The 16,515-nt window shown below is 55.7% G+C and carries 12 protein-coding genes and 1 tRNA gene; 1 reads left to right on the top strand and 12 read right to left on the bottom strand.

Annotated features, from left to right (window positions below; translation table 11 throughout):
- Positions 1-63: 63 nt before the first annotated feature.
- The 10 genes from BBDE_RS02410 to serS all read right to left on the bottom strand — a co-directional run bounded on the left by BBDE_RS02410 (position 64) and on the right by serS (position 12,016).
- Entirely contained in the window at positions 64-1,134 is a 1,071-nt protein-coding gene (locus BBDE_RS02410; RefSeq protein ID WP_003837271.1) for a phosphotransferase enzyme family protein, read from the bottom strand.
- Positions 1,135-1,551: 417 nt separating this feature from the next.
- Positions 1,552-2,598: a YdcF family protein gene (locus BBDE_RS02405; RefSeq protein WP_003837272.1), complete on the bottom strand. Its 1,047-nt coding sequence runs from the start codon at positions 2,596-2,598 to the stop codon at positions 1,552-1,554.
- Between the two features lie 420 nt (positions 2,599-3,018).
- On the bottom strand, positions 3,019-4,056 hold the full coding sequence (locus BBDE_RS02400; RefSeq protein ID WP_003837274.1) for a LacI family DNA-binding transcriptional regulator: 1,038 nt from the start codon (positions 4,054-4,056) through the stop codon (positions 3,019-3,021).
- A gap of 135 nt (positions 4,057-4,191) precedes the next feature.
- Complete coding sequence (locus tag BBDE_RS02395) at positions 4,192-5,073, bottom strand: carbohydrate ABC transporter permease (RefSeq protein WP_003837275.1); 882 nt, start codon at positions 5,071-5,073, stop codon at positions 4,192-4,194.
- Positions 5,070-6,011: a carbohydrate ABC transporter permease gene (locus BBDE_RS02390; RefSeq protein ID WP_003837276.1), complete on the bottom strand. Its 942-nt coding sequence runs from the start codon at positions 6,009-6,011 to the stop codon at positions 5,070-5,072. Before BBDE_RS02390 ends, BBDE_RS02395 begins: the two co-directional genes overlap by 4 nt.
- Positions 6,012-6,091: 80 nt before the next feature.
- Complete coding sequence (locus tag BBDE_RS02385; RefSeq protein WP_003837278.1) at positions 6,092-7,450, bottom strand: ABC transporter substrate-binding protein; 1,359 nt, start codon at positions 7,448-7,450, stop codon at positions 6,092-6,094.
- Positions 7,451-7,518: 68 nt separating this feature from the next.
- Positions 7,519-9,657, bottom strand: coding sequence for an alpha-galactosidase (locus BBDE_RS02380; protein ID WP_003837279.1), 2,139 nt, complete (start codon positions 9,655-9,657; stop codon positions 7,519-7,521).
- Between the two features lie 299 nt (positions 9,658-9,956).
- Positions 9,957-10,274 carry a hypothetical protein gene (locus BBDE_RS02375; RefSeq protein ID WP_228369742.1) on the bottom strand — a complete coding sequence of 106 codons (318 nt, stop codon included), beginning with the start codon at positions 10,272-10,274 and terminating at the stop codon, positions 9,957-9,959.
- A 135-nt stretch (positions 10,275-10,409) separates the two neighbouring features.
- Positions 10,410-10,494, bottom strand: a tRNA-Ser gene (locus BBDE_RS02370).
- A 235-nt stretch (positions 10,495-10,729) separates the two neighbouring features.
- Positions 10,730-12,016: a serine--tRNA ligase gene (gene serS, locus BBDE_RS02365; protein WP_003837283.1), complete on the bottom strand. Its 1,287-nt coding sequence runs from the start codon at positions 12,014-12,016 to the stop codon at positions 10,730-10,732.
- A gap of 130 nt (positions 12,017-12,146) precedes the next feature.
- Here serS and BBDE_RS02360 point away from each other — a divergent pair, with 130 nt between their 5' ends.
- Entirely contained in the window at positions 12,147-13,283 is a 1,137-nt protein-coding gene (locus BBDE_RS02360) for a diacylglycerol/lipid kinase family protein (protein WP_187116104.1), read from the top strand.
- Here BBDE_RS02360 and BBDE_RS02355 read toward each other — a convergent pair.
- Together BBDE_RS02355 and BBDE_RS02350 are read right to left on the bottom strand one after the other, a co-directional pair.
- Positions 13,199-14,086 (bottom strand): PRD domain-containing protein, encoded by an 888-nt coding sequence (locus tag BBDE_RS02355; protein ID WP_003837286.1) that lies wholly within the window; start codon positions 14,084-14,086, stop codon positions 13,199-13,201. The two genes, BBDE_RS02360 and BBDE_RS02355, sit on opposite strands and share 85 nt — an antisense overlap.
- 29 nt (positions 14,087-14,115) lie before the next feature.
- Entirely contained in the window at positions 14,116-16,251 is a 2,136-nt protein-coding gene (locus tag BBDE_RS02350) for a glucose PTS transporter subunit IIA (RefSeq protein WP_012901887.1), read from the bottom strand.
- Positions 16,252-16,515 lie beyond the last annotated feature (264 nt).

The following is a 16,515-nucleotide window of genomic DNA, read 5'->3' as shown; positions in this document are numbered from 1 at the left end:
TCAGTTGTGGTTGTTGGATTCGGTTGGATATTCAGTTATCAAATTCCTGGAGCGCGTTGCCGTTCAGTGCAACAGCCATAGCGGATCGTCAAGGTACCGCTTGGCGCACATCACGCTGCCGGGGGCTTGTTGAGCCGCCAGGCCGTCAGGCAGTGCGTCCTCACGATGGTTGGTGGTCCAGCCGAGCATTTGCAGACGGCGGATCATCGACAATGCCGACATGATGTGCAGTTCGTCGTCGGTGAATGTTCCGGCGACCGCCTGATAGCCTTTCACCCATGCCTTGGCGAGGTCGGGCGCGTAGGATTCATGTTCGATGAAGCTCAAGGAGGATGCATAGTCGTAGAGGTACCAGCTGTAACCGGCGTCGTCGAAATCGATGACCGTCAGTCTGCCATCGTCGCCGCGGATTACGTTCGAGGGACGTAGGTCGGCGTGGATCAGTCCCCAGGTGTCGTTGGTCCGCGGCACTTTCATCACCACGTCCATGGCCTTCCATAGGGCGGTGTCGCACAATGCCCTCTCGTCATCGGTGAGATTCGCACTTTCCCAGCGTCCCCAACGCGGGGCCGGACCGACCATGTTCGACAGGTCCCAGTTGAAACGGGTAAAGCCGTATGGCTTGTTCCAGTTACGGGATTGTTCGTGGAACTTCGCCGCCCACTGGCCGATGGTCTCGTAGTAAGGTGCGGGATTGTCGAGATCCTCCAGCACGGTGCCTTCCACGTATTTGGTCGAGATGACCGTCCAGCCGATTCCGTTGAGGTCGTTGATTTTCGTCACGAACGTGCCGCGTACGGTGGGTACCGGATTGATCAGGCTGATGCCATCGATGTCATGCAACGCGTTGAGCCAACTGATTTCCGAGGCGACGGCCTCCGGTCCGCCCACGTAGCCGGGCTGTGAGACGCGCACCACGCCTTGCGGCTCGCCGTCAAGCAACAGCAGGAACGTTGCGTTTTCGGAGACGGTGATGAGATTGAGCTGGGCGCGGGAATGGTCGATGCCCCATGCGCCGCATACTCCCTGAAACAACCAGAATGGTGCCGGACACCCTTTGGTCAGCCCACTGAACGTGTCGAGGCTGACGGTCTGTGTCGGGTCGTCGAGCAGGCTGGTGATCTGCTGTGCCATAGTGACCTCGATTCATGACGCTTCGGAAAAACAACCAACGATAAGGTCTCTTATCGAAAAACCTTTGATTCACGTTGTTATTACCCAAGATTGTGCCGGAATCGACCGTCACACTCACCACCGCACTGTTACGTGCCAGTAAAGAAAAGCCCTCTGAAAATTAATGGCTCGTTACCACGGGACTCGACATGGATGAGAGTCACGAACGGCGTGGATTGACTATTTGCCTTGCCGGTGAAGGCTCCGTCACCTACGCCGGATGATGAAACTTATGCATTGGCATCGTCTTGTCGGATTCGTCGTTGATGTTCCATATGGACAGGCCAATGCTCTTCCCCACGACGTTGCAGGCCAAACACACTTGCCTCGGCAGGCTCACCAACCCATACGGGTCCTCCCGTATGCGTCCACCTCCGGTTAGAAGAAGACGCCTTCCGGAACGATATCCATCAGCATGAGCGCAAAGCGAACGACAACGAGCCCGAAGAAGATGATGACGGCAGGACGGTTACGCATAATCAGGGCGATATATTCGCGGAAGAACGCCGCCGGATAGAAAAAGGCCGCCGTGTGTCCGCCTACGCAGCTTGCGTTGATGCCAAGACGTCGTGCGAACATCGCGGCGCGCAGGCAGTGGTAGGAGCTCGTGGCAATGGTGCAATGTGCGGCTCCACCGCGGGCATCCATGATGGCATGCGAGAACTTCAGATTCTCTTCGGTCGTTGAGGACTTGTCTTCCAAGAGAATGCTGCTTTCCGGTACGCCCTGCGAAAGCAGGTAGTTGGCCATGGCACGGCTTTCGGAAATCACCTCGTCATGGCCCTGACCGCCGGACGTGATGATTGTTGCGCGACGTCCGCCTTGCTCCCAAGCCGCGATCGCCGCATCCAGGCGCCCCCGCAGCAGCGGCGTGACCGTGCCGTCGTCGAGAATGCTACAACCCAGCACAATGATGTATTCGGTTTCAGGAGCCTTGCCGGACTTATAGCAGATGTCGTTCGAGAACCAGACACCAAAGAGCGCGATAGGAATGTAGTTCACCATCATGCTCACGAAGGTCATAACGCGGACGTAAAACTCCGAGCCCGACATGCCCTGCCCCGGCCCCCAAAGGAACCAGTAACCGGAAAAGAGCAACATGATACCCCAAGCGAAGGGAAGCGCACTGGTAAGGGAGAAACCTTCGCGCCGCACCCCGATGATGCCGTTGACCAACAGGGCGAATCCCAGAATTACGAAGAGAACCGGACGAATGTATGCGAGGACGTAAGCTACGCCCATCAGCCAAGGAGATGCCCCCATGTGAGCTGCCATCAGACCAAGGAGGCTTTCGAGAAGAAGAATGACGGCCAGCTCCAGAATAAATCCGTTCGAAATGCGGTTGGGGTGTTTTTTGGCCAGAAAAAAGGTGGCAATGCAGAGCATGACGCCCAAGATGCAGTAGCCAAGACTCAGCATTGTCATGTCATCCTTCCGAGGGGGAGGCAAAGTTGCGGAATTCATTGTATACAGCGATTGTGACGAACGCCGGAATCTCGTCGATTTCACAACAGGACCCGATATACCCAAGCTTTGGCGGAAGACCGAAAGAAGGAGGGGTAATGAATCCCGTCGGCGTGACCGACAGCGCCACGCTGGCCACGCCGACGGTATAGGAGTTGTTCGCATTACCCCATAACCGCTTCCATCAGCGGCGCAGCAGCACAGTCTCATTTACGGTACGTTCCGGTTGGGGTTCCAATGTGACGACAATTTCATCCGCAAACCGAGAAGACGCCCACCAATCGAACCAGGATTCACAACATCAAATACGCACAAACAGGGGGCACTCATTTGCCACCCTGAAAAGTTCAACTCACTCAAGATGCTCAGTCACCGTTGTCGTTAACGCACACTCCTCGTGGATTCACGAACAATAAGCTCACCTGGAATCTCCACATAACGATTCCAGTTCTCCGTATGTCCGTTCCCCTCCACAAGGTCATTGATCTTGGCTTCAAGAAGCTCAAAGGATTTCATGCCCACCAAACGGAAATCCTGCCTTATCGTAGTAAGTTCCGGATTCCAGATACTCCCAATCGGATGGTCATCGAATCCAGCAACGCTGACATCTTCAGGCACTTTGCGCCCGGCATCATTCAGACCACGGATAATGCCCATAGCCAACTCATCATTGCCCGCAAAAATCGCGGTTACCTCCGGATCGGCACCGAGTTTTCGCCCGATCTCACGACCGCTCTCGGGATTCCATCCAGCTTCAATGGGAACAGTGGTCGGCACGCCGGCCTCCTCGCACGCTCGGCGCCATCCGCTAAGACGCGTGTAATCACCGCCATCACCGGGAATCGCCACGTGATATACGGTTCTGTGGCCCAGTGAAAGAAGATACTTAGTCAGCTCATACCCGCTTTCCCTCTCACACAATGAAATCTGGGCCGTCTCTTTCTCCCGCCCACCGGCAATCAGTACCGTGGGGAGGTCGGATGGCAGATATGCGAACGCATCGTTGCCCACCTGATCGAAGTTGAGAAGGATCACACCCGCAGGATTTTGATCCAAGCTTGATTGCACACTTGCCCTAAGCTTGCTACGGCTGGTGTCCGACAAAATCTCGATGGCCAACGAATACCCGGCAGCTCTTGCACTTTCTTCAATGCCTTCAATGCAGTGCGATTGGCCGTACAGCGTCGTATTCGTAGACAGAACCGCAATCGATTTTGTCCGCTCCTTCACCAAGGCTCGAGCGATTGGATTCGGCCTATACCCTAGCATTTCTATCGCTTTGGCGATTTTCTCACATTTCTCGTCGCTAACGCGCTCCCGATCATTGAGGTAGCGCGATACCGTAGGAACCGATACTTGCGCCAAGGCAGCAACATCTTTGATTGAGGCTGCTTTCGTCTGCCTTGCACCCCGGGCCATACTTCCCCTTTCGCCATCGCGTCCCACTAGAAAATCCGTACCTATTCATCATATAGTTCCAAATTCAATGATGAAAAGCACCGAAAATACTACTGGACGGATTTGTAGGTGGGTATCGATATCTCACCCACAAATCTACTTCACGGCTCCGCCTGTAATGCCGCTAATGATCTTCTTCTGAGCCAGCGCGAAAATAATCAGGAGCGGGAGGCTCATCAAAATGATGTAAGCGAAAATCAAATGCCAATTGTTGAGATATAAGCCGGCGCTAGCCACGTTATACAGATTCAAAGGAAGGAGATCCATCTTGCCCGACAGGATAAACAGCGAATAAAACACATCATTCCAGATGTACAGGGTTACCAAAATCGTCGCGGTAGCGAGAGTAGGACCGAGCAACGGCAGAATGATGGTAAAAAAGATTCGTATCGGCTTAGCACCATCCACACGCGCCGCTTCCTCGAGCGACACCGGAATGGTACGGATGAAACCAGTGACGAAGAAAATTACCGTCGACATGTAGATGCCCACATATACGCCGACCATACCCACTGCGGTGCCGGACAGGCCGATGATCTTCAGCAGCATCATCACAGTGACCACGGCCGGAGGAAGAATCAGACCGGAGATGCCCAACGCATACACAACGGCAAGCAGCTTGGTCGTCCGTCTCGCGAGAATCCACGAGGCCATCGAACCGAACAGCAGTGCGAGGAACACCGACGGAACGGTAACAACGATGGATCCGAAGAACGCGGCAATCATTTTACCGTCCACCAATACCGTTTTGAAGTTCTCCAGAAGATGCCACTGACTTGGCAGACTCATATTAGGGACCACAGCTTCCGCTTGAGTTTTCCCTGCTGTAACCACCAACAGCCAGAAAGGAATGCCGAGAAGTACTATCATCACCACGAAAACCATGATGGCGTGGAAGATGGCATGCCCCTTGGAAGGTCTATTGACCGTGACGGAATCATTGGTCTTGGGCGCTGCGCCATACGTTGCGGATGTCATAGGATTTTCGCTTCCCTTCTGCGCAGATACCAAATGAGCGGCACTGCGATGATCATAACCATAATGAACAGAACAAGACTCATCGTCGTGGACTGCGAATACAGTCCTTGGCCGAATGTTCTCCAGATGAAGATATTGATGATTTCGGTAGTGCTTCCAGGACCGCCCTGCGTTGTTGCCTGAACGATGTCGAAACCGTTCATGGAGCCAAGTAAAGACGTCGCCACATTAAAAGTGAAAGCCGGTGCAAGAAGCGGAAATTTGATACGCCAGAAGGTCTGCCTACGGGTCGCTCCATCAATGGCCGCCGCCTCTATTACGTCAGAATCGATGGTTTTGAGCCCAGCCAGAAAGATGAGCATTGACAGTCCCATCCACTTCCATCCATGGATTGCGGCTACGACGATAATCGTCCATATCGTAGATCCCAGCCACGCCACATCGATATTCGCACCAAGCAGGAAGGATAGAATCTGGTTCAAAGCCCCATCGGACTTGAGTACCGCCTGCCAGATATAGCCAACCGCCAAAGCGGACATGATGACGGGAATGAAGAACATAGTCCTAGCGAAGCGATTGATTCTAGTGTCCTCCTCAAGGAAAACCGCAAGCATTAATCCGAATGTGTTTTGGAAGATCGCGACCAGCAAAGCATAGATTAGTGTAATACGGAGGTCACGCAGCAGATTTCCCGACCTGAAGAGATCTACGAAATTGGAAAGACCTACGAACGATATCGTCTTGGAATAAGCAGACCAATTCGTGAAGGCGTAAATAAGGTTGAGAATAGTCGGAACAAAGAAGAAGATGAGTAGCATCACATAAGCCGGAATGAGATAACGAACTGGATAGTTCTGCCGCATAAGCACCTTTTGACTCTTGTTTCTTTTCTTCTTCTCTGGTCTGGGCACCGCACGTGCCACTGCTTGTGCTGACATTGTTCTTCCCCTATCGATTGTGGCTGATGGGTGTGGGGCACCAGATTTGCGGTGCCCCACCGTAATTACTTGGATTTCTTTCAGAACCCCTTGATCCCTTGCGCCTTTGCAAGTTGAGCAAATTGATCCTGAGTCGCTTTCGCTACATCGGTTGCGGACTTGGTGCCATTGATCATATCGGCCAAGTTGATATAGAGATCCGGATTCGCCACGGCCAAGGATTGCATGGAACCGACGGAATCCTTGATGGAATCTGCCGAGTCAAGCAATGCCTGCGGCACATTGTCAGGCGTGTCCACGTTTTTAATAACGGAGACAATGCCCTGATCCTTGACGAACGTTTCATAATCCTCAGTCATCCAATAATTGATGAACTGTCGTGCGGCGGCTTCCTTCTTGGAATCACTCGTCTTGAATGCGACCACCGAGTTATTCTGTTCCGGAATGACCGTTCCGATGTTGCCCTTGGCAGACAACGGGAAGAAACCTATGTTCTCATCAAGTGCCGCCTTGTCATTGTCCGCCAACGCGGCAATCTGGTTGAACAAGGAGTTCACGCAGACAATCATGCCTGCCTTGCCTTCCCAAAGGGCCTGAGCCTCATCGGTGTCCTTCGCCGAACCGGCATTCTTGTTATACAACCCCTCATCAAAGAGATGCTTGTAGTTGTCGATGGCAGTCTGAATCGTCTTGTCCGTAAACTTCTCCTTACCGGAATTAACACGATCCCACAAGCCGTCCTGAGCAGCCTCGGCAAGCTGAATCTGAACGGAGTACTGGGTTCCCCACTGAGATCCACCCATCTCGAACAGCGGAGATTCGACTCCGTCGATATTGGCATCCTTGATCTTTTTGGCTACTGCCACGTACTCATCCCAACCTTTTGGAATCTCCGTGATGCCGGCTTTCTCAAAGACTTTCTTATTGTAGAAAACACCCATCACTGGCGGAGTGGATACCAGTGCCGCATAACGAGTGCCATCGACTACGCCGCCGGCATCGGCTATGCCGTCCGTATAATCGTCCACCCAAGGTGCGTTATCCAGCTTCTGTAGTTTGTCTTGGGCGATGAATCCAGCAAGCATGGACTGAGTGGGTTGCCAGAAAGCAAGATCGGGAGTGTCACCCGTTGTGATCTTGGTCTGGATGTTCTGCTCATATGGGTCAGGAATCGTTTCCAGCTTAACTTTGGCCCCAGTTGCCTTCTCGAAATCATTGACGACCTTGACCGGAATCTTGTTGGAATTCTGTGCAACCCACATGGTCAATTCCACACCGTCAAGCTTTTGTGTGGCAGACGGCCAGTAATCCTTCGCGGAGGTATCCACATCACCATTGCCATCTCCGGCCGTAGGGTTCGAACATCCCGAAAGAACCATCGACAGGGCCGCTCCCATAGCGACCGCCGTCGCAACGTGGGCCTTTGTGAACATCTTCATTGATATCACCTTTCTTTTCTCTTTTATTACAATCCATTGTGTTCGTGCAACGCACTCATACGAACTCACTACGAAAGAAGGGTTTCACCGCCTTTCTCAACGAGTTCGAAAGATCTTGACGCATACATTCCATGCGGAATGGACACGATAAGACTCGAATCAGCTTCTGACCATTTGGCATCCCATTCATCAAAAGCGGGACCAACCGGGAAAATCGTTCGGCATTGAACGCCCTCGCCGTGTAAGTGTGGCAAGAAGAGCGCAACCTCCTTCACCGTTTCCGGAGCGTTCCTCGCCCACACGGTGACTATCGTCCGCCGAGAGGCCTTCACACCCAACGCCACCACCGCAGAATCCCACGATGGCAACCCAAGCGGCCAGAGGGGCACCGACTCCCCAATCATCGGCTGCACATGCTCTCGATAGGCCTGAATACCTTGCTGGATAATGTTCTTCTGCCACTCTTCCATTTGATTGATGTATCCGGAAAGGAAGAAACGCCCCAAGAACGTGGTATTGATATTGAACGCCGTCTGCTCCGCATCCATCTCGGCCTGCGGATACGCCCAACTGGCAGCCTGCTCCGGCAGTACCATCAACGGAGCCGTCGCCGCAATAACCGGGTACAAGCGGTAGTCCTGCTGATCAGATGTGGATTGCACTTGGAATCTGGACGTCTGGGCAAAATCCTCACGCATTCCACCTGAAGAACAATTTTCAAGAATCAATTTCGGATATCTACGATGCAGACCATCAACCCAATCAAGGAAGGCTCGATTATGGCCAAGCAATCCATCCCCCACCGAATCAGCGTGGTAGTCGGTTCCAGCCCCTGGAGAGACGTTGTAATCCATTTTGAAGTACTGAACGCCATAGTCACCGATCAGTCGATCCACAACGCCATCCAAATATCGGCGGGCAGACTCATCGCGCAGATCAAGGATATACCGCTCCTGCTCAACCACACGCTGCCCGTTGCGTTGGAAGAACGCAGAGTCAGGAAGCTCTTGCGCAACAGGTGATTTGATTCCAATGACTTCGGGCTCCAGCCAGAGACCGGGAACCATTCCCGCCTCTTTAATCGCATCAATCACTTCCCCGATTCCCCTAGGCCCCGGGAATCTGGTTTTTGACGGCTTCCACTCTCCGACGCTCGGCCACCAATCGCCGGAATCGTCATACCAGCCGCAATCTATGACGAAGACCTCGCAACCAACCTGCGCCGCGCTTGAAATCAGCGGCAACAACTTTTCCGTGGTCGGGTCGCCATTTATCGTATTCATATAGTCGTTGAATATCACTTGGGAAACAGCGGACGACTCATCGACCAACCTTCCGATTCGCCGGTATTTCGTCATTTCCTCAACGGTGGTCTGCATGTCCCCACCCATGACGAACGACGCCGGCACAGTCGCGAAAGACTCGCCTTCCCCCAAATCCTTCATCCATGAATGATTGACGCTCGTAGGGCCGGACAACGCGAAGTATCCATCCACTGTGTTGTCGCCGATTTCCCAACGCCATGCGCCATTATGCTCAACCTGGAAAGCCCACACATTGCCCGTCTCCCGGCTCTCCAAGAACGCCATCGGCACCGATCCGCCCGTAGACCATGTTCCCGTGGAAACGACAGCATGCTCACTGCGCGGATTATGATTCGTAAGCTCCTGACGAAGCACTGGGAACAGATCCGAGCATTTCGTATAGGACCAACGCCCCTCGCCAAGCCAATCATAATGACCTTCAAGCAGGATCCATTCCTTCTTCCAGGTCTCATCATTAGACATCGACCCCATAGGAAGAACGGCACTGGTCACCGACTCAAGAAACACATGCCCCGCCCCCCTGTTGATAACCGTCGCATATGCGCAGACCACGGACGTTCCCGGAGAAATCACATATGTCACGACCACATCGAGAGCATGTTGCTCATCCCTCATTTTGACGTCAAGACATCGCGACTCCCCCTTAGTCCTCTCATCAAACGACAAAAGGACCAAATCCCTGCCGATGGTCGTATGTATCAGCCGATCACATGCGATCCAATGTCCCGTACCGGAGAGGATGATTTCCGCAAGCGGCAGCCTTTGTGCAAAAACCTTCTCCACCATCCCAAAGACGATGCGGGAAAGCGATACATGCTCGTCCGCATTCACTTCGAAGGCAAGAGACACGCTATCGTTTCCCCACATATATTGCCTTTCCATGGGACCGCTCCTTCGCAAGGTCATTCTGTATATTCACCCGATAACGTTATCAAGCAAGACAGTTGATTCAACATTCCCACCCGCACTACAACTTTGCAATAAATGCGAGCTTTTTTATTCGATGACTTAAGTGTACTTCGATAACGTTTTCACGTCAAATCAGAGCAACATATTTCCCGCTTTCGCAAACGTTGGATTTACGCAGTTCCCACAGAAGGCGTTCCCAGTCCGACCTCTAGACCGAACCGGGAATGCCTTGGTATCGTTTTCACAAAACTACGACGTTCTTAAATCGCCCATCATCCAAGAGAGCGTCCGACAACCTCCCCAGCCACAATGGGATAGAACACGATCTTGTCGATATTTGGCGCGACACCCCACGATACCGCACCCTGGCCCAATCCCGGGGAATCCCAGTTGCCGAACACAAGAGCACCGCCATCCGTCGTAACACTCAAAGTTCTATCAAGAAAATTGGTATCTGAATACGTGTATCTGAATGCATCCCTCGAAAGCTCCTCGCCTTCGTCGTTACCTGCGCGGATCTGCAATCCCAAATCCACAATCTGAGGATTGTAGTCATGGTTTCCGATGAACGCGTCGTTGGAGAAACTCACCACCGCCGAATATCTTCCTGCAGGAACGGTCCCTGCAGGAATCGTAAGAGTTCCCTTGTTTCCCTCAATAAGGTCAGGAATCAACCACCTTCAAAAAGAAAAAGGGCTTACTGAAAAATCCAATAAGCCCAAAGGCGGACAGAGCGAGATTCGAACTCGCGGAAGGTTGCCCTTCAACGGTTTTCAAGACCGTCTCTTTAGACCGCTCAGACATCTGTCCAATGTGCAATGCACGAAACGTCAATATAGCACAGCATTCGGAAATCTTCAGCATCGCACACACATAAACAGCGTCGTGAGACGACAATCTCGATTCGTCCATCCAAAAACGGAAAAAGAGGATTCCCAGCCAAGATCCGTAGCGAAACACCGAATTGTGAATCAAAAAACGACGCCAGCACCACGCTGACGCCGTTTTTATCTCAATCGCATGCCAAATTCAGCAATGCCTGAAATCAGGCCTCCCACTTGGTCGGTTCGATGACTTCCTTGCCGCCCATGTAGGCACGCATGGCCTGCGGGATGACGATGGAGCCGTCCTTCTGCTGGTGATTCTCGAGAATGGCGACCAGCCAGCGAGTGGTGGCAAGCGTTCCGTTCAGCGTGGAGACGGCACGGGTGTTGCCGTCCTCCATACGCTCACGGATATTCAGGCGACGGGCCTGGTACTCGGTGCAGTTGGAGGTGGAGGTGAGCTCGCGGTAGCGGCCTTGGGTCGGCACCCAGGCCTCACAGTCGAACTTGCGGGCCGCGGAGGAGCCGAGGTCGCCGGCGGCGGTGTCGATGATGCGGTACGGCACCTCGACCTTGCCGAGCATCTCCTGCTCCATGGCCAGCAGGTGTTCATGCTCTTTGTAGGAGTCTTCCTGCTTGGTGTAGACGAACATTTCGACCTTGTCGAACTGGTGCACGCGGATGATGCCGGAGGTGTCCTTGCCAGCGGCACCGGCTTCACGGCGATAGCAGGAGCTCCAACCGCAGTAGCGCAGCGGGCCGTCGGACAGATCGAGGATCTCATTCTCATGCATGCCGGCGAGCGCCACCTCGGAGGTACCGACCAGATACTGCTCGTCGGGCTCGCGCAGACGGTAGATCTCGTCCGCATGAGAGTTGAGGAAGCCGGTGCCGCGCATCACTTCCGGGCGCACCAGCGTCGGGGTGATGGCCAAGGTGAAACCGTGCTCCTCGGCCTGGTCGACGGCCATGGTCAGCATGGCGATCTGCATGCGTGCCACCTGGCCGCGCAGGAAGTAGAAACGGGAGCCACCGACCTTCACGCCGCGCTCCATATCGATGCCGGCAACGCCACGGCCGAGGGTCAGATGATCCTTCGGTTCGAAGCCTTCCGCCGCGAAATCGCGGATCTGGCCGACCTTCTTGACGACCACGTAGTCGTCCTCGCCGCCTTCCGGAGCCTCCGGCTCGACGATGTTGGACAGCTTCCACATGGCGGTCGTATACTCTTCGGCTGCGGCATCGGCGGCGGCCTTGTACTCGGAGACCTTCTGGGACAGTTCCTTGGTTTCGGCGATCAGCTTGGCCTTCTCGTCGGCCGGGGCCGCGGCGACCTTCTTGCCGATCTCCTTCTGCTGCGCGCGGGCAGCTTCGAATTCCTTCAGAGAGGAGCGGCGAACCTCGTCGGAGCGTAGCACCTCGTCGACAAGTTCGACCGATTCGCCACGCTTACGCTGGGATTCCTTGACAACGTCAGCATGTTCACGAATGAATTGGATATCAAGCATGCCTTTAAGACTAGTGCCGCAAGCCGACAGTGAACATGTACCATCCGTTTTTGCGTGCAACGTGCAGTTTTCGTCGATTTTGTCGCGTCGAATTCACATTTTCGACCTATTTTCGGTGACAATGGGAGACATGCCTATGCCCGTTATCATCTCGTTGCTCATCGTCATCGGCGTGGCCGCAGTGTGCGGCGCCGCCTTCTTCGGCGTGCGCGCGTACAGACATCACAAGTTGGCGCGTCAGCTTGACCAGCGCAGCGACGACCAAGTGCATTACGTATTCGTCATCAACCCTTCGAAGCCGCAGGCCGACCAGCGCAAGCGGCATATCAGGGAATTCTGCGAGGCGAAAGGCCTTACGCAGGTGGACTTCATCGACACGCAGCTCGACAAGGACGGCCGTGTCTGCGCACTCGAGGCCTTGAATCGCGGTGCCGACGTGGTAGTGGCCGTCGGAGGCGACGGTACGGTGCGTACGGTGGCGAGTGCATTGTCGGGTACCGGCCATGCATTGGGCATCGTGCCGATCGGTACCGGCAACCTGTTCGCGCGCAATATGGGCATTCCCGTGGATGACATCGACGCCGCCCTGACCGTGGCCACCTCGCATGGCTCCCGCCAAGTGGACGTCGGCCGTCTCACCCTGCTCGATGACGAAACCACCGATCATGGCCACGCGTTCCTGATCATCGCGGGCATCGGCTTCGATGCCCTGATGATCGACGACACCGATCCTGAACTCAAGAAGAACATCAGCTGGCTGGCGTATTTCGTGTCGGGTGTCAAGAACCTGTTCGCGCCGAAATACCATGGCGACGTGACCATCACCAGCGAGGACGGCAGCACGCATACCACGCGCGGCCTGTCCTTCCGCACGTTCATGGCGGGCAATTGCGGCCAGATTCCCATGTTCTCGCTGATGCCGGACGCCGTCTACGACGATGGCATCCTCGATTACGAGATCATCGACACCTCCGGCGGCATTCTGGGCTGGGCCAACCTGTTCGGCGACGTACTGCACCAGACGATCACCGGCAAGGCACAGCAGAGTCCGCTGTCCACGAATTCCACGGTGGACCAGATTCAGGGCGTAAGCGCCGAAATCACATTGGAAAAGCCCGTTTTGGCGCAGGTCGACGGCGATATGCTTCCTGAGACGAAGCATATCCGGTTCAGCGTGGAACGTCAGGCGCTATGCGTACGCGTGCCGGAAGTCGTCTCCTCGGATGACGATTCCTTGGCCGCATCGGCTGTGACGCGGGAAATGTGAAGCGCCAGATAGGCGATTTCCGCTTCCGTCAGCGTCGCGTTCAACCGCATGCCTACCACGATGGCGAGTTGCCTCGCACAGGCGGTCGCCTGCGGATATGATGCCATGATGGTATCGACGATTGGCTGCGGCTCGTCGCTGAGCTGCTGATGCTGGTAGATACGGACGAACAGATACCGCAGATGTGTGATGAAGCGCCCCACATTGACGCTGTGCTGGTCGAGCGTCACGTCGTAGGTGTTTTCGATGACCGACAGCATCTGCTGAATCACGCCGGTCATGGTGTAGGTGTTCGACAGATCTCCGGTGGAGAAGCCGGCATTGACCAGATGCAGGGCAAGCGCCACGGCCTCGCCTTCTGGCAACGCCCCACCCAGATAATCGTTCATGGCGTTGACCAGCGCCTCACCTTTGGCGTATTCGCCCGCATACAGCGAACGCACTTCCGCCTCGAGCGGGTATTCGATGGTCTGCCCTTTCTGCGACCGCTGGATCGCGCCGCAGATATGGTCGGCCAGTGCCATGACCAGTGTGGGCTGCGCCTCGATCTGCTCGGCAAGCCCGGTACGGGACATGGCATCGGTAACCAGTCGAATGATCTCCGGCGGGATCCCGGCCAACAGTTCGGCCATATGGTCGGGATCCCGGCCGTCCGCAGGAACGAATCGGCGGACGATCTTCGCATCGTCGACATGTTGGCCCGGTTTGGCTTGGAAGCCTATGCCACGACCGGTGAGAATCACCTCACGGTCGCCATCCTTGGCCAGCACGACATTGTTGTTGAATACACGAAGAACGTCCACATCGACCCTTTCCTACAGTGACTGCAAGGTCAGCGCTGGATGTCGATCACCGCATCGCCGGCTTCGACGTCGATGCCCGTCTTCGGCGTAACGGAGGCGAATGCAACGGTGTTGAGCACCGTCATCAGCGTGGTGGTGCTGTACCCAGCTTCCTTAACCTTATCAAAATCAACGGTGACGAGCAGGTCGCCGGCATGCACATGCTGGTTCGCCTTGACGGCCACGGCAAAGCCTTCGCCGTTCATCTTCACGGTATCGATGCCGACGTGCACGAGCACCTCGATGCCGTCATCGGTCTTGATGCCAAAGGCGTGACCGGTTTCCGCAACGGTCTGCAGCACGCCGGAGACCGGGGCCACCACGGTGCTGGCGGTCGGCTCGATGCCGACGCCTTCACCGAGCGCGCGGGAGGCGAACACCGGATCGCCGGTATCGTCCAGCGTGATGACGTGGCCTGCGATCGGCGCGTTGACCGTGTCGGCGGAAGCCTGTGCGATCGCCGCGGCGGCTTCGTCGGAACCCGCTTCGGCGTCGGCGGTCGCCTCGGCCACCTTGATGGCTGCCGGGGTGCCCTTCGGCGCGGCTGCGGCCGGAGCGGACTCGACCTTGGATTCCGCGGCGGCTCGGGCCAGCACTTCGGCCTTCTGCTCCGGGGTGCGGTAATTAAGGGTGATGATCAGGATGAAGGAGGTCAGGAAGGCCACGGCGATGGAAACCGCATACACCCACATCTGGTTGAAGACCGGGATGGTCAGCAGGGAAGTGAAGGCGAACGCGGTGGTGGTCACGCCATGCACGACCTGGCCGGAGGCGGTGACGGACGGGAAGAACCAGCTGAGCACGGCGATGACGATGCCGCCGAGACCGCAGCCGATCAGCATACGCTTGTAGACCAGCTTGTAACGCAGATGGATGCCATACAGGGACGGTTCGGAAACGCCGCCGAGCAGGCCGGCCGCCAGAGCGCCCAGCGAAGTTGCGCGCATGTCCTTGTCCTTGTCGCGGATGGACAGGAACAGCACGCCGGCGGTGGCGCCGAAGCAGGCGAAGTTCCACACGCCCATCGGGCCTTGGATGAAGTCGTAGCGGAGGGTCTGAATGTTCATGAGCATCAGGGCGTTGAGCGGCCAGTGCAGGCCGAGCGGCACCAGGAACGGATACAGCAGCGGAATCAGGACGGCGAAGACGAACAGAGCGTAGTTGTTGAGCCATGCCAGGCCGATGCCGAGGGCGTTGCCGGCCCATACGCCGATCGGACCGATGATGAATGCGGTGAGCGCACCCACGATGATCATGGAGAAGAACGGCACGAACACGAGCTGTACGCTGTCCGGAATGATCCTCTTCAGTCCGTGGTACACGAGGGCGAGCACCGCGGCCATGAGCAACGGCACAAATACGTTGCCACTGTAGTCACTCAGCTGCATCGGCAGGCCGAAGATGTTGGCGGTGCAGGAGGTGGTGCCGAGAGCCGAATTCTCCACGCACACGGTGGAGCCGAAGGTCTTGGTGTTCATCAGGCTTATGAACTGCGGGGTCATGAGCATCGCCATGATGGAGCCGCCCAGCCACGGGTCGACCTTGAGCTTTTTGGAGGCGTTGTAGGCGACCATGATCGGCAGGAAGTAGAACACGCCCTTCCAGATGGCCTTGACGAACACCCAGCCTGCGGATGCTTCATCGTTCGGGATCACGCCGAGGGAGATCAGCAGGTTCACCAGCGCGATGATGATGGAGGCGCCGAGCAGCACGCCCAGAATCGGGCGGAAGGAGTCTGACAGGTATTCGAAGAAGGAATCGAGCCATGCCACCTTGCCGCGCGCCTTGGAACGGGCCGCCGCTTTCACCTCGGCGTTGCTCATCGGCTTGCCGCCATCACCTGCGGCATTGCCGGAAGCCACGGCACCGCCTGCATTGGCCATTTCAGGCAGATGCATGATGTCTTCGTATACAGTGGCCACGGCACCGCCGATCACCACTTGGAAGCGGTCGCCGCTCTGCGGAACCGCACCCAGCACGCCCTTCATGTGTTCAAGGGCGTTCTGGTCGACCTTGCCTGCGTCGACCAGTTCGAAACGCAGTCGCGTGGCGCAGTGCGTCAGACTGCGGATGTTTTCAGGACCACCGATGGCGGCGATGATCTGCGATGCGAGTGAGTCAGCCATCCTGATTGCTTTCCTTTCCTTCTCGGATACAACCGTCCCGACTCATGCAACGCTGCTCGAAAGCAACAAAAAAGACCCGAGATACAGCAAAGCATGCCATACCTCAGGTCTTGCGTCTCTCAGTTGACTAGCAACCCTGCATTAGTCGAATCGCTAAGCACGATACACCATTCCCCCATCGCATGCAAATCATCCCGCAGCGAAGCCTGCAACGTGAATCCTTCGCCATAATCCGTTGAACACAATATGGCGCTTACGCGCGCA

The organism is Bifidobacterium dentium JCM 1195 = DSM 20436 (assembly GCF_001042595.1).
Lineage (GTDB): Bacteria > Actinomycetota > Actinomycetes > Actinomycetales > Bifidobacteriaceae > Bifidobacterium > Bifidobacterium dentium.
Note: the sequence above shows the minus strand (reverse complement) of the source record. Positions and strands in the feature narration are given on the sequence as shown.

Excerpts from the sequence above, each read along its gene's own strand:
- BBDE_RS02410 (WP_003837271.1), bottom strand. The coding sequence starts at position 1,134 with ATGGCACAGCAGATCACCAGCCTGCTCGACGACCCGACACAGACCGTC.
- BBDE_RS02405 (WP_003837272.1), bottom strand. The coding sequence starts at position 2,598 with ATGACAATGCTGAGTCTTGGCTACTGCATCTTGGGCGTCATGCTCTGC.
- BBDE_RS02400 (WP_003837274.1), bottom strand. The coding sequence starts at position 4,056 with ATGGCCCGGGGTGCAAGGCAGACGAAAGCAGCCTCAATCAAAGATGTT.
- BBDE_RS02395 (WP_003837275.1), bottom strand. The coding sequence starts at position 5,073 with ATGACATCCGCAACGTATGGCGCAGCGCCCAAGACCAATGATTCCGTC.
- BBDE_RS02390 (WP_003837276.1), bottom strand. The coding sequence starts at position 6,011 with ATGTCAGCACAAGCAGTGGCACGTGCGGTGCCCAGACCAGAGAAGAAG.
- BBDE_RS02385 (WP_003837278.1), bottom strand. The coding sequence starts at position 7,450 with ATGAAGATGTTCACAAAGGCCCACGTTGCGACGGCGGTCGCTATGGGA.
- BBDE_RS02380 (WP_003837279.1), bottom strand. The coding sequence starts at position 9,657 with ATGGAAAGGCAATATATGTGGGGAAACGATAGCGTGTCTCTTGCCTTC.
- serS (WP_003837283.1), bottom strand. The coding sequence starts at position 12,016 with ATGCTTGATATCCAATTCATTCGTGAACATGCTGACGTTGTCAAGGAA.
- BBDE_RS02360 (WP_187116104.1), top strand. The coding sequence starts at position 12,147 with ATGCCTATGCCCGTTATCATCTCGTTGCTCATCGTCATCGGCGTGGCC.
- BBDE_RS02350 (WP_012901887.1), bottom strand. The coding sequence starts at position 16,251 with ATGGCTGACTCACTCGCATCGCAGATCATCGCCGCCATCGGTGGTCCT.